We start from the raw sequence: 11,563 nt of genomic DNA, 5'->3' as shown, positions 1-11,563 counted from the left end.
AGAATAAACAGGCTGATGACTGCACAAGACCCCACCAAGCCGGCCGGCGACAAGCCTTCCGTGCGCATGATCACCGTTCCGGCCGACCGCGCCGGCCAGCGCCTGGACAATTTCCTGCTCGGCCAGCTCAAGGGTGCCCCGCGCAGCCTGGTCTACAAGCTGGTCCGCAGCGGCCAGGTGCGCGTCAATGGCGGCCGCGCCAAGGCCGAGCGCAAGCTGGAGGCCGGCGACGAAGTGCGGATACCGCCGGTTCGTCTCAGCGAAGAGGGAGACAAGGCGGGTCCGCCCGAGGCGTTCATGCGTCGGCTGGAGCAGGCCATCGTCTTCGAAGATGCCCGGCTGCTGGCGCTGAACAAGCCGACGGGCGTCGCCAGCCATGGTGGCAGCGGCATCAGCTTCGGCGCCATTGAGACCCTGCGCGCTCTGCGCCCCGGGCAGACCCTCGAACTGGTCCACCGGCTGGACCGTGACACGTCGGGCCTGTTGATCGTGGCCAAGAAGCGTTCGGCACTGAGCGAGCTGCAGGCACTGCTGCGTGAAGACCACGGCGCCGGTATCCGCAAGCGCTACCTGACCCTGTTGGCCGGGCGCATGCCGGACGGGGTGATGACGGTCGACGCGCCGTTGCACGTGGGCCTGCGCCAGGGCGGCGAGCGTCATGTGCAGGTCAACGCGATCGGCAAGGAATCCATCAGCCATTTCCGGGTGCTGGAGCGCAAGGGCGGCCATTCCTATTGCGAGGTGCGCATCGAAACCGGCCGCACCCACCAGATCCGCGTGCACGCCCAGCATCTGGGGCATCCGGTAGCCGGTGACGACAAATACGGCGATCCTGCGGTCAACAAGCGGCTTCGTGAGCAGATCGGGCTGAAGCGCCTGTTCCTGCATGCCGCGTCGCTGGAGTTCGCGCTGGACGACGGCAAGAGCCCGTATGTGCTGAACGCGCCGCTGGCCGATGAGCTGGTCGAGGCGCTGGATCGACTTCGCTAAGGGCGGTTCGGCGGCGCCGGGCGTTTGGCTGGAGCCGTCGTTTCCCTGCGATAAGTGGGCTTGTCACTTTCTTTGCTCGTGCAAAGAAAGTAACCAAAGAAACACGCCGCCATCCGCGAGCCAGCGCTGCGCGCCGGTGCCCTGTGCTCCTCGGTCCGCCGAGGGGCGGCGCGGAACTCGCTGCGCTCAAACACCCGCGCCTCTTCGCCCTCGCCGGACCTGCGGTGCTCGGCTCGCTACAAGGCGGACCCGACAGCCGCAGCGTAGACCCCAGGCTGCACGCAGCCTTTGCAGAGTCGAGCCACGCTCGACTCACGCGCGCAGCGCGGGCTTCGTTTTTAATCCTTTCATCGCGCGGCTGGCACGCACGTAGCCTGTCAGGGGCCGGGCGAGGTGGGTTTGCGGGGGTGTAAGCGCCATGGATGGCGCGCCCAAGCCCCCATGGATGGGTTTACGGCGTCCCCCGCATACCCACCTCGCCCGGCCCAACCGCAGCATCTCGCTCCGCCAGCCGCGAGGGGGGCTCAGCCCGTTGGCCGGAAATCCCTCACCACTTGAACAGCACCAGGCTGATCGCCAGCGTACCCATGCCGGCCACCAGGCCATACACGGTTTCGTGGCCCTTGGCGTAGCGCTTGGCCGCCGGCAGCAGCTCGTCCAGCGCCAGGAACACCATCACACCGGCAATCAGGCCGAACACCCAGCCGAACGTGGCGTGGGACAGCGAGCCGGAAAGCAGTACATAGCCGATCGCCGCGCCCACAGGCTCGGCCAGGCCTGACAGCAGGCTGGCGGCGAACGCGTAGAACTTGTTCTGCGTGGCGAAGTACACCGGCACCGCAATGGCGATGCCCTCGGGAATGTTGTGGATGGCGATGGCGAAGGCCAGCGGCATGCCCACCGACGGGCTCTCCAGCGTCGCGAAGAACGTCGCCAGCCCCTCCGGGAAGTTGTGCGCGGTGATCGCCACCGACGTCAGCAGGGCGACCCGCTTCAGGTATTCGCGGCTGTTCTCGCGGAAGGCCGGGTCCTGCTTGTCCAGGCTGTCATGCGGGTTGGGAATGAAGTGGTCGATCAGCACGATCACCACCACGCCCAGCAGGAAGGCGAGGGTGCCGTAGGTGAAGCCGGTGCGTTCACCATAGGCCAGCGCGAACGAGGCGATGGATTTGTTGAGGATCTCCGACAGCGAGACGTACACCATCGCGCCGCCGGCAAAGGCCAGGCCGAAGGCCAGCAGGCGCGGATTGGGGCGACGCGAGAACAGCACCAGCAGGCTGCCGATGGCGGTGGCAAGGCCCGCAGCGAGGGTGACCGCCAGGGCGATCCAGATGTTTTCGGGGGGAATCTGCAGCATGTACCGACGCGTTCCTTGTCATCAAGCAATCGCCCCGGCACGGGCCGGGGCGGCAAAGGCGAGGCGGGCGTCGGCTGGCCTCGTCACCGGCAGGCGATCAGCCGCCGCGGCGCAGGCTTTCTTCGATGGCGAAGCACTGGTCCGGCTTGGGTTGCGGCGGGTTGAAGCTGACCGGCACCTGGATCGTAGCCGGTACGGCCTCGCCATTGCGGGTGGCTGCCTTGAACTGCCAGCCCTGCACGGCGGTCTTTGCCAGATCGTCCAGCTGCGGGTTGCCCGCGCCGGTCAGCAGGGTGACCTCGCTGGGTTTGCCGTCGGTGCCGATCACCACCTTGAAGGTGCTGGTGCCGCCCACGCCGGTGCAGGCCAGTTCCAGCGGGTATTGCGGCGGCGGGGTTTTCACCGCAGCCACTTCGGTGGGTGCGGCAGCCGGTGCTGCCGGCGGTTCGGAGGTGCCGCAGCCGGCCAGGCCGGTCACGGCAAGCAGGGACAGGCTCAGCAATCGCACGTTCATTTCAGTTGCTCCGTCAGGGCCGAAGTCTTCGCTGCGCAGATGAAGTCGTTCTCGCTCAGGCCGCCCACGTCGTGGGTGGAGTAGCGGACGACGGCACGGTCGTAGTGGACGCCGAGGTCCGGGTGATGGTCCTCGCCGTGGGCGATCCAGGCCAGCGCGTTCACGAAGGCCATGGTGGCGTAGTAATCCTTGAAGCGGAACGTGCGCACCAGCGCCTGGCCGGCCTCGGCCAGCTCCCAGCCGGGAACCTGCGGCAGCAGTTCGGCCAGGCGGGCCTCGCCCAGCTTGTGGTCGCTGCCCTTGCGCGGCACGCAACGGGCCTGTGCCAGCGGAATCAGGTCGGCCATGGGTTCCTCCACCTCGTGTTGACTGAACAATGCGCCGGCCGGTGTATAAATCGAATGAGCGGCTGACGCTTACTTGGCTAGAATAGCCTGATGATCCAGATCTCCGACACTGCCCAGACCCATTTCCGCAAGCTGATCGAACGCGAGGGCGTGCCCGGCATGGGCGTGCGCTTGAGTGCGGTCGATCCTGGCACCCCGCGTGCCGATGCCCGGCTTGAGTTCGCCGAGCCGACCGACCTGCTCGGCGACGAGTGGGCGGTGGACTGTGATGGCTTCACCCTCTATGTCGACGCAAGCAGCGTTGGCTGGCTCGATGGCGCGGAGATCGACATCGTGCCCGGTACCGCTGGTACCCAGCAGCTGACGATCAAGGCGCCGCGGATCAAGGGCGAAGCGCCCGGCGATGCCGCCTCGCTGGTCGAGCGCGTGCATTGGGTGGTGGAAAACGAAGTCAATCCGCAGCTCGCGTCGCACGGTGGCAAGGTCGCCGTGCAGGAAGTCTCGGCCGACGGCGTGGTGCTGCTGCGCTTCGGCGGTGGCTGCCAGGGCTGCGGCATGGCCGACGTCACCCTCAAGCAGGGCATCGAGAAGACCTTGATGGGCCGTGTGCCGGGGGTGACTGCGGTGCGTGACGCTACCGATCACGACAGCGGCCACGCTCCGTATATTCCGCGCGGCAACGCCGCCTGATCGCCAACGCGTGCCTCTGCCCAGAGCCGAGCAACTCATCGACCTGCTGCTGGCGCGCCAGCAGCGACCGCCCATCCTCGAGAAGAGCACTGGCCTGCCGTACGGCTGGGCGATCTGGCTGCGGACGCTGACGCCGCTGCCGCGTCCGTTCCACGCGCGCGAGGTGATCGCAGTGCTGCTGCCGCGGCCGCTGCCCGGGCCTCCGGGGCGCTTGCCGGCGCTGGGGCCATGGGCGTCCCTGCGCCGCCTGTTCTGGCAGGACTGGGATCCGGCGCCGCGTGACCAGCGCTGGATGCGCTGGACCTCGGCATTGCTCAGCGCGTTGCTGCATCTGTTGTTCTTCCTGCTGCTGCTGTGGGTGGCGGTGATCCGCACGTCTTCGCCGGACGAGCAGGGCAGCGAGGGTGAGCGCGTGCAGATTGAATTCGTCGGCCGTGCTGCACAGGAAGGCGGCGGCGACCAGCCCGGTGCCGAGGCGGCTGCCGCCGCGGAGGCCGGTGCTATGGCCGCAGGCCAGGATGCCGGAGCGGCGACAGCGCCCCGGCCGCAACCGTCTGCACCTGCGCCGTCTTCTACTGCCGCTGCCACGGCACCGACCGCAAGCGTGCCGCCGCCGCCCGAGGTGGAGCCGGCGCCGGTGGCCGCACCGCCGCCCTCGCCGGTACAGGCCACCGAAGTTGCAGAGGCGACCGCCGAATTCGTGGTGCCGCCGGTCGCACTGCCGCGCACCGAGGTCAGCATCGTGCCTCGCGACACCATTCCGACGGTGCGCGAGCGCAGCGTGCAGCCGGTACAGGCTGCGCCGATAGCAACGCCGGTACGCACGCCCGAGGTGGCAGTGCAGGCTCCCCGCGTGCGCGATGTACAGGTGCAGGAGCGCGAAATCAGCACGGTCGAAGCGCCGGTGGCGCCGCAGCCGATGCGCACCACCGACATCCAGGTACGCGTGCCGCAGCGCGACGTGCAGGTGCGCGAGCGCGAAGTGCAGGCGATGACCGATCCGCAGGTGCGCATGGCCACCGTCGCAGGGCGCGAGCCCACGGTGCGTGCGCCTGCCGGGCGCGAGGTGCAGGTGCGCGAACGGGAGGTTGCTGCCGCTCCGCAACCTGCCGCGTCGACTGCGGCAGGCAGTGCGACCACGCCGACGCCGGCACCCGCCGGCAGTTCGGCCCAGAACAGCGCCAGCGTGGCGCGCCCTGCGACGACCAGTACCGCCGCCGCACAGGCGGGCGCCCGTCCGGCACCGGCCCCGGGCAACTGGGCAACGCCCGCCCGCGGTGACGACTGGGGCGCCTCCAGCCGCAATCGCGACGGTGCCAACCAGGGCGCCGCGCAAACCAGTGCGGGCAAGGGCGATGGTCTGTTCAACGCTGACGGCAGCGTACGCGTGGCCGGCCAGGGCGGGGCCGGCAAGGCCGAGCGTGGCGCACCCGGTGGGGCCAACGACGGGTGGAGCAAGGAGCGCATCGCCGAGTCCGGCAAATGGCTGAAGCGGCCGCCGTACGACTACACGCCTACCTCGTTCGACAAGTATTGGGTGCCGCAGGAATCGCTGCTCGCCGAGTGGGTGCGCAAGGGCGTCAAGGCAATGGAGATTCCGTTGCCGGGTACCAGCACGAAGATTTCCTGCGTGATCTCGATCCTGCAGGCCGGTGGCGGCTGTGGCCTCACCGATCCGAACATGCAGGACCAGCCGGCAGTGGCGCGTCCGCCGCCGGATATCCCGTTCAAGAAAGAGCTGCAGGAAGATAACGGCAGCCGGTAGGGTGCCGCATCCACGCATGGCGTGGATCTACTGTGCATCCAGCTGCGCCGGGTAGATCCACGCCATGCGTGGATGATCCATGCGCTTCACGTGCATGCCGACCAAGGTCGGCCTCTACCAGGTCATTCGCTCTGCGACAGGAACACCCAGAAAGGGACGTCGCGACCTACCCAGTCACGGCTGGCTTCATCCAGGATGTCCAGCAGCGTGTCGAACTCCTTGCCTGCACCGGCGCGCAGGGCATCGACGTCGGCCAGGAACAGCGCATAGCCATGGGCAGGCAACCACTGCAGGTCGCGCAGGTTGTCGGCCAGTGCATCCCAGTTGCCGCCGAAGCCGGCAGGGAAATCAAGCTGGGCGGCCAGCCGCGCCAGCAGGGTGCGCTTGTCGCCCACGCCCTCCAGGTCGATCCGGATCACCTTCAGGTCGGCATCGCGCATCGCTGCCGACAGCGCGCTGATATCGGAGCTGTCGATCGCGTAGACGCCGGCATTGTTGATGTCATGCAGGCCGAGGCCGAAATCATCGTGGCTCATGGGCGTTCTCCGGAGGGCGGTACGGTGAAGCTGCGGAACGATTCGTAGTGATCATCGGTGTAGTACCAGGCATCGGGCGGGTTGCCACCGGTGACGATGCGCCGCGCGCCGCGGTTGCCTGCACCGGGCGTGTCGACGGTGTACTCGCGGTAGTAGCCACGCGGGCGCTGTGGCAGCTGTTGTTCGCGGTTGCCGAAGGTGCTGCCGTCCTGCCGATGCGGGAACGGGCCGCCGCGCTGGATCAGCGCGATGGTCTGGCGGGCCTCGGCCGGAAGGAAGCCGGGCAGGCCGCTGTCGCTGTCGCTGTTGCTGCGCAGCGCCGGTGCGTTGGCCGCCGGAGTGCCCTGCAGGTCGGGCGCGAACTGCGGCAGCGGCGGCCGCTGCAGGAAATGATTGACGACCAGGCCGAGCAGCAGCAGGACGATGGCAGTGATCAACAGCCGGGGGTTGCGCATGGGCAGGAGCAGGCGAGGGTGGTGCGCCCACTGTAGCGCCTGCGCGCTGCACCCTGCATGAGGGCGCGCGCCGCGTCACCGCTGCGTAACAATTGCCGGCATGCTCACCTGCAGGACGCAATTTCCTTTACATCCCCCTTGGTAATCTGGCGGCCTGTCCCCATCATTCACCGCGCAACGCCCGACACCGTCGGGTGCCCTCGCAATCAGGAGATGCATCATGGCCTACACCCTGCCCAAGCTGTCCTACGCCTACGACGCGCTGGAACCGCATATCGATGCGGCGACGATGGAAATCCATCACACCAAGCATCACCAGACCTACATCAACAACGTCAACGCGGCGCTGGAAGGCACCGAGTACGCTGACCTGCCGGTCGAAGAACTGGTGAAGAAGCTGAAGTCGCTGCCCGAGAACCTGCAGGGTCCGGTGCGCAACAACGGTGGCGGCCATGCCAACCACTCGCTGTTCTGGACCGTGATGGCTCCGAATGCTGGCGGCAACCCGGTGGGCGACGTGGCCAAGGCCATCGACAAGGACCTGGGCGGCTTCGACAAGTTCAAGGACGCCTTCACCAAGGCTGCGCTGACCCGTTTCGGCAGCGGCTGGGCATGGCTGAGCGTGACCCCGGACAAGAAGGTCGTGGTCGAGAGCACCGGCAACCAGGACAGCCCGCTGATGGAAGGCAACACCCCCATCCTCGGCCTGGACGTGTGGGAACACGCGTACTACCTGAAGTACCAGAACCGTCGTCCGGAATACATCGGCGCGTTCTTCAACGTCATCGACTGGAACGAAGTCGAGCGTCGTTACCAGGAAGCGATCGCCTGAGAACGGTAGCGCCGGGCCATGCCCGGCGGCTTCAACAGAAGGCCGGGGGAGACCCCGGCCTTTTTTGTTTGCGCATCAGTAGTGCCGGCCGCTGGCCGGCAACCTCATGGTTCTCATTCGGTGGTGGCAGCCACGTCCTGCAGCCGCAGCGTCGCCATCACGCCCAGGCGCAGGCCGGGCAGGTCGCCATCGGCGGGCAGCATGATCGCCTGCTGGCGGATGCCGCCGAAATGCTTGACCTGGAACAGCACGTCCAGCCCATGGCCACTGGCGCCACCGCCGCTGGCCGCCGGTGCGCCGGGATTGCGCCGGGCCGGCTGGAAGCCGGGCGTGCTGCGCACCAGCTCGACGGTGCTTGCGGAAAAATCCCCGGCGATCAGGCTCGGCATGCCCTCGGCCGTGGCGCCGATCCATGTCATCAGGTCGCTGGTCTGATGCTGCCGGGCCGTGGCCTCATCCGGCTCCGGCCGCAGGCGCGCGACGTAGACGTTGACGTCGTTGTCGCCCAGCCGCAGGCGCATCATGCCGGCGGCACTGAAGGTGCCCGGCGGATGCAGCAGGGTGACGCCGTCCTCGCTGACCGGCAGCCGGCTGAGCATCGCGTTGCCATGCCGGACCGGCTGGCTCGGCGGGTCTGCGGTGACGAAATCGCAGCTGTAGCGCAGCCGGCTGGCCAACCAGCAGGCCGGGTTGCGCCCTTGCTGCTGCAGGACCTGCTGCACCGAGATCACATCCGGCTGCAGATCGGTCAGCAGCTGCAGCACCTGTTCGCGGCGCTGCTTCCATTGCCCTTCATCACGGCTGGGCAGTTCCAGCGCGGCGACGGTCAATTGCCGCACCTCCGTGGCAAGGCCGGCGGCCGGCGGCGCCTGCGGTCGTGCCAATGCAGGCACGGCCAGCATGAGGGCAAGGCAGCTGGACAGAATGCGGGCAAAGGGGAGGGGGCGCATAACGATAAGTTTACGCTTTTGCCGTGCAGGTTCCGTGACTTCCGGCAGGGCCGCACATGCCTGCCATGCTTTGGCGCGCCTGTCATGCAGCCCTGCAGCGTGCTTCGCACGCACAGGTTCCGGTACTCTTGCGCCTTTCGTTTTGCAGGAATGCCTTACAGGATGAGCCACGACGCAGTCGCCCCCATCGCCGGCCAGGGAAAGATGCCGCGCCAGATCCCGTACATCATCGGCAATGAGGCCTGCGAGCGGTTCAGTTTCTACGGGATGCGCAACATCCTGGTGCAGTTCCTGATCACCTCCCTGCTGCTGCAGGAAATCACGGCCGAAGGCCGTGCCGGTGAAGCCAAGGACATCATGCACAGCTTCATGATCGGCGTGTATTTCTTCCCGCTGCTCGGTGGCTGGCTGGCCGACAAGTTCTTCGGCAAGTACCACACCATCCTGTGGTTCAGCCTGGTCTACTGCATGGGCCATCTGTGCCTTGCGCTGTTCGAGGGCAGCCGTGGCGGCTTCTTCCTCGGCCTGGGCCTGATCGCGCTGGGTGCCGGTGGCATCAAGCCGCTGGTGGCCTCGTTCATGGGCGACCAGTTCGACCAGAGCAACAAGCACCTGGCCAAAATCGTCTTCGACGCCTTCTACTGGATCATCAATTTCGGTTCGTTGTTCGCCTCGCTGCTGATCCCGCTGGTGCTGAAGAACTGGGGCCCGCAGTGGGCGTTTGGTATTCCGGGCATCCTGATGTTCATCGCCACCTTCGTGTTCTGGCTGGGCCGCAAGCGCTACGTGCTGGTGCCGTTGCCGCCGAAGGACCCGCATTCGTTCGCCAATGTGGTGCGCACCGCGCTGACCACGCGGGTGGCCGGCCAGGGCCGTCCGGGCCTTGTGATCGCCGTGCTCGGCCTGGTGCTGGCGGTGGCCTCGTTCGGCCTGATCGGCTCGCTCGGCATCGTGATCTGCCTGTGCCTGGCGCTGGTCTCGATCCTCGCGGGCATCGGTGGTGGCACCTGGCTGCAGCTGGACCGCGCGCGCGGCCAGCATCCGGCCGAAGCCGTGGAAGGCGTGCGCTCGGTGCTGCGCGTGCTGGTGATCTTCGCCCTGACCACGCCGTTCTTCTCGCTGTTCGACCAGAAAGCTTCGACCTGGGTGCTGCAGGGCCAGCAGATGCAGATGCCGAGCTGGTTTACCGCCTCGCAGATGCAGGCGCTGAACCCGCTGCTGGTGATGATCCTGATTCCGTTCAACAACCTGGTGCTGTACCCAGCCCTGCGCCGCTTCGGTTTCGAGCCCACCGCGCTGCGCCGGATGACCGCCGGCATCGCTTTCAGCGGCCTGGCCTGGATCGTGGTGGGTGGCATCCAGGTGGTGATGGATGGCGGCAATGCGATGTCGATCTTCTGGCAGATGCTGCCGTACGCGCTGCTGACCTTCGGTGAGGTGCTGGTCTCGGCCACCGGCCTGGAGTTCGCCTACAGCCAGGCCCCGCAGGCGATGAAGGGCGTGGTGATGAGCTTCTGGAACCTGACCACCACCATCGGCAACCTGTGGGTGCTGCTGTCCAATGCGGCCGTACGCAACGAGACGGTGACCCACCAGATCGCGGGGACCGGGTTGAGCGAGGCGGCATTCCTGATGTTCTTCTTCGCCGGCTTCGCCTTCATCGCGGCGTTGGCCTTTGGTTGGTATGCACGACGCTATCGTATGGTCGACAACTACCGCACCGCCTGAGCCTGACATGACCCCCGTCAATCTGCTGTTGATCGCCATCACCGCCATCCTGTCGTGGATGGCGTTCAACAACCGCAAGCTGGCCGACCGCCTGATCCTGTGGCCGCCGGCGGTGGATCGCCACCGCCAGTACGACCGCCTGATCACCTACGGCTTCATCCATGCCGACTGGTCGCACCTGATCTTCAACATGATCACCCTGTTCTTCTTCGGGGGGTTCATCGAGAGCGTGATGGTGCAGCTGACCGGCAGCTATCTGGTCTATCCGGCGTTCTACGTCGGTGCGTTGCTGGTCTCGATCCTGCCCAGCTACCTGAAGAACCAGAAGAACCCGAACTACCTCAGCCTCGGTGCGTCCGGGGCGGTGTCGGCGGTGCTGTTCGCCTTCATCCTGATCAAGCCGTGGTCGATCATCCTGGTGTTCTTCATCCCGGCGCCGGCGATCGTCTATGCCGCGTTCTACGTCGGCTACAGCATCTGGATGGACAAGCGCGGTGGCGATCGCATCAACCACAGCGCGCACCTGGCCGGTGCGGCGTTCGGCGTGATCTTCATGCTGGCCATGCAGCCGAGCATCTTCAGTCACTTCCTGCGCGAACTGTCCAACCCGACCTTCCGCCTCGGCGGCGGCTGAGGGTGGCCGGGGTCGGATCCACTGGATCCGACCCCCGGGGCCGCGGCCCCGCTCCGGGTCAGGCCCGGGTCTGCTGACCGTAGGTATCGAGCAGGCGGGAGAACACTTCCTCGCCGATGCTCTGGAACGCCTGGTCTTCGGTCTGTCCCTCCACGGCCAGTTGCAGCAGGCCCTCCAGCAGGGCGTGATCGGTATCGGATTGGGAATCGCTGGGGTGCATCACGGGCCTCCACGGCAGATCGCTTGGTCAACTGTCGCAAGGGGCATGCCAGGCTGGCGCACCCCTGCAGAGGGGTTAGCGGCCGGTTGGCCTGAAGCTTGAGGGCAACAACTGACGCAACGGGCGCAGACTTGTCCCTGTTCAGGCTTCACGCGATCATGGCGCCCGCGTGCGCACCATCCACGCAGTCGCCGCAGGAGACAGTCCCATGGCTTCGGTCACGCCCCCCGGTCTGGCTTACGAGGTCGAACACGATCAGGTCAATCACCGTTTCACCGCCCGTGTGCGTGGGCAGGTGGCACTGTTGGAGTACCAGATCAAGCGCAGGCGGATGGTCATCACCCATACCGAAGTGCCCGAGCCGATCGCCGGCCGCGGCATTGCCGGTGAGCTGACCCGGGTCGCACTGCGTTTCGCCCGTGAGCAGAAGTACAAGGTGGTGCCGGCATGTGCCTATGCCGAGGCCTTCCTGCAGCGGCACGAGGAGTACCACGATCTGCTTGTGGGCTGAATCCAGCGGGCCACCCTTCAGCCAAGGCAGGCGA

Annotated in this window: 14 protein-coding genes; 7 read left to right on the top strand and 7 right to left on the bottom strand. The window is 66.8% G+C overall.

What is annotated here, in order from left to right:
* Positions 1–15 precede the first annotated feature (15 nt).
* Positions 16–990, top strand: coding sequence for an RluA family pseudouridine synthase (locus AC1DCU_RS01725; RefSeq protein WP_025876523.1), 975 nt, complete (start codon positions 16–18; stop codon positions 988–990).
* A 547-nt stretch (positions 991–1,537) separates the two neighbouring features.
* Here the strand turns inward: AC1DCU_RS01725 and zupT are convergent.
* The 3 genes from zupT to AC1DCU_RS01710 form a co-directional block, all read right to left on the bottom strand.
* Positions 1,538–2,347, bottom strand: a complete 810-nt coding sequence (gene zupT / locus AC1DCU_RS01720; RefSeq protein ID WP_025876721.1) for a zinc transporter ZupT — start codon at positions 2,345–2,347, stop codon at positions 1,538–1,540.
* Between the two features lie 97 nt (positions 2,348–2,444).
* Complete coding sequence (locus AC1DCU_RS01715; RefSeq protein WP_025876723.1) at positions 2,445–2,861, bottom strand: energy transducer TonB; 417 nt, start codon at positions 2,859–2,861, stop codon at positions 2,445–2,447.
* On the bottom strand, positions 2,858–3,208 hold the full coding sequence (locus AC1DCU_RS01710) for a 4a-hydroxytetrahydrobiopterin dehydratase (RefSeq protein WP_025876725.1): 351 nt from the start codon (positions 3,206–3,208) through the stop codon (positions 2,858–2,860). Before AC1DCU_RS01710 ends, AC1DCU_RS01715 begins: the two co-directional genes overlap by 4 nt.
* 90 nt (positions 3,209–3,298) lie before the next feature.
* Here AC1DCU_RS01710 and AC1DCU_RS01705 point away from each other — a divergent pair, with 90 nt between their 5' ends.
* Together AC1DCU_RS01705 and AC1DCU_RS01700 are read left to right on the top strand one after the other, a co-directional pair.
* Positions 3,299–3,898, top strand: a complete 600-nt coding sequence (locus AC1DCU_RS01705) for an NfuA family Fe-S biogenesis protein (protein WP_025876727.1) — start codon at positions 3,299–3,301, stop codon at positions 3,896–3,898.
* A 10-nt stretch (positions 3,899–3,908) separates the two neighbouring features.
* The gene (locus AC1DCU_RS01700) at positions 3,909–5,663 is read left to right on the top strand and encodes a hypothetical protein (protein ID WP_478013645.1); all 1,755 of its coding nucleotides are present in this window, start codon (positions 3,909–3,911) and stop codon (positions 5,661–5,663) included.
* Between the two features lie 122 nt (positions 5,664–5,785).
* Here the strand turns inward: AC1DCU_RS01700 and AC1DCU_RS01695 are convergent, their stop codons facing one another.
* Together AC1DCU_RS01695 and AC1DCU_RS01690 are read right to left on the bottom strand one after the other, a co-directional pair.
* A complete protein-coding gene (locus tag AC1DCU_RS01695; protein ID WP_442252336.1) occupies positions 5,786–6,199 on the bottom strand; it encodes a barstar family protein in 414 nt (137 codons plus the stop codon).
* Positions 6,196–6,654, bottom strand: coding sequence for a guanyl-specific ribonuclease (locus tag AC1DCU_RS01690; RefSeq protein WP_442252337.1), 459 nt, complete (start codon positions 6,652–6,654; stop codon positions 6,196–6,198). Before AC1DCU_RS01690 ends, AC1DCU_RS01695 begins: the two co-directional genes overlap by 4 nt.
* 220 nt (positions 6,655–6,874) lie before the next feature.
* Between AC1DCU_RS01690 and AC1DCU_RS01685 the strand changes: the two genes are divergently transcribed.
* Positions 6,875–7,486 (top strand): superoxide dismutase, encoded by a 612-nt coding sequence (locus tag AC1DCU_RS01685; protein WP_005410310.1) that lies wholly within the window; start codon positions 6,875–6,877, stop codon positions 7,484–7,486.
* 113 nt (positions 7,487–7,599) lie between these two features.
* On the opposite strand, the gene AC1DCU_RS01680 is transcribed toward AC1DCU_RS01685, so the two are convergent.
* Positions 7,600–8,436 carry an endonuclease/exonuclease/phosphatase family protein gene (locus AC1DCU_RS01680; protein WP_025876740.1) on the bottom strand — a complete coding sequence of 279 codons (837 nt, stop codon included), beginning with the start codon at positions 8,434–8,436 and terminating at the stop codon, positions 7,600–7,602.
* A gap of 162 nt (positions 8,437–8,598) precedes the next feature.
* Between AC1DCU_RS01680 and AC1DCU_RS01675 the strand changes: the two genes are divergently transcribed.
* Both AC1DCU_RS01675 and AC1DCU_RS01670 read left to right on the top strand, forming a co-directional pair.
* Positions 8,599–10,164, top strand: coding sequence for a POT-type proton-dependent oligopeptide transporter (locus AC1DCU_RS01675; RefSeq protein ID WP_478013644.1), 1,566 nt, complete (start codon positions 8,599–8,601; stop codon positions 10,162–10,164).
* Positions 10,165–10,171: 7 nt separating this feature from the next.
* A complete protein-coding gene (locus AC1DCU_RS01670; RefSeq protein WP_025876742.1) occupies positions 10,172–10,798 on the top strand; it encodes a rhomboid family intramembrane serine protease in 627 nt (208 codons plus the stop codon).
* Between the two features lie 58 nt (positions 10,799–10,856).
* Here AC1DCU_RS01670 and AC1DCU_RS01665 read toward each other — a convergent pair whose 3' ends face one another.
* Positions 10,857–11,018 (bottom strand): hypothetical protein, encoded by a 162-nt coding sequence (locus AC1DCU_RS01665; protein WP_162887673.1) that lies wholly within the window; start codon positions 11,016–11,018, stop codon positions 10,857–10,859.
* Positions 11,019–11,226: 208 nt separating this feature from the next.
* Between AC1DCU_RS01665 and AC1DCU_RS01660 the strand changes: the two genes are divergently transcribed.
* A complete protein-coding gene (locus AC1DCU_RS01660) occupies positions 11,227–11,529 on the top strand; it encodes a GNAT family N-acetyltransferase (RefSeq protein ID WP_025876743.1) in 303 nt (100 codons plus the stop codon).
* The last annotated feature ends 34 nt before the right edge of the window (positions 11,530–11,563 follow it).

Source organism: Stenotrophomonas sp. 10L48, assembly GCF_056395105.1.
Note: the sequence above shows the minus strand (reverse complement) of the source record. Positions and strands in the feature narration are given on the sequence as shown.

Coding starts and splice junctions, on each gene's coding strand:
- AC1DCU_RS01665 (WP_162887673.1), bottom strand. CDS start 11,018: ATGCACCCCAGCGATTCCCAATCCGATACCGATCACGCCCTGCTGGAG.
- AC1DCU_RS01675 (WP_478013644.1), top strand. CDS start 8,599: ATGAGCCACGACGCAGTCGCCCCCATCGCCGGCCAGGGAAAGATGCCG.
- AC1DCU_RS01685 (WP_005410310.1), top strand. CDS start 6,875: ATGGCCTACACCCTGCCCAAGCTGTCCTACGCCTACGACGCGCTGGAA.
- zupT (WP_025876721.1), bottom strand. CDS start 2,347: ATGCTGCAGATTCCCCCCGAAAACATCTGGATCGCCCTGGCGGTCACC.
- AC1DCU_RS01705 (WP_025876727.1), top strand. CDS start 3,299: ATGATCCAGATCTCCGACACTGCCCAGACCCATTTCCGCAAGCTGATC.
- AC1DCU_RS01670 (WP_025876742.1), top strand. CDS start 10,172: ATGACCCCCGTCAATCTGCTGTTGATCGCCATCACCGCCATCCTGTCG.
- AC1DCU_RS01660 (WP_025876743.1), top strand. CDS start 11,227: ATGGCTTCGGTCACGCCCCCCGGTCTGGCTTACGAGGTCGAACACGAT.
- AC1DCU_RS01725 (WP_025876523.1), top strand. CDS start 16: ATGACTGCACAAGACCCCACCAAGCCGGCCGGCGACAAGCCTTCCGTG.
- AC1DCU_RS01680 (WP_025876740.1), bottom strand. CDS start 8,436: ATGCGCCCCCTCCCCTTTGCCCGCATTCTGTCCAGCTGCCTTGCCCTC.
- AC1DCU_RS01690 (WP_442252337.1), bottom strand. CDS start 6,654: ATGCGCAACCCCCGGCTGTTGATCACTGCCATCGTCCTGCTGCTGCTC.
- AC1DCU_RS01710 (WP_025876725.1), bottom strand. CDS start 3,208: ATGGCCGACCTGATTCCGCTGGCACAGGCCCGTTGCGTGCCGCGCAAG.
- AC1DCU_RS01695 (WP_442252336.1), bottom strand. CDS start 6,199: ATGAGCCACGATGATTTCGGCCTCGGCCTGCATGACATCAACAATGCC.
- AC1DCU_RS01715 (WP_025876723.1), bottom strand. CDS start 2,861: ATGAACGTGCGATTGCTGAGCCTGTCCCTGCTTGCCGTGACCGGCCTG.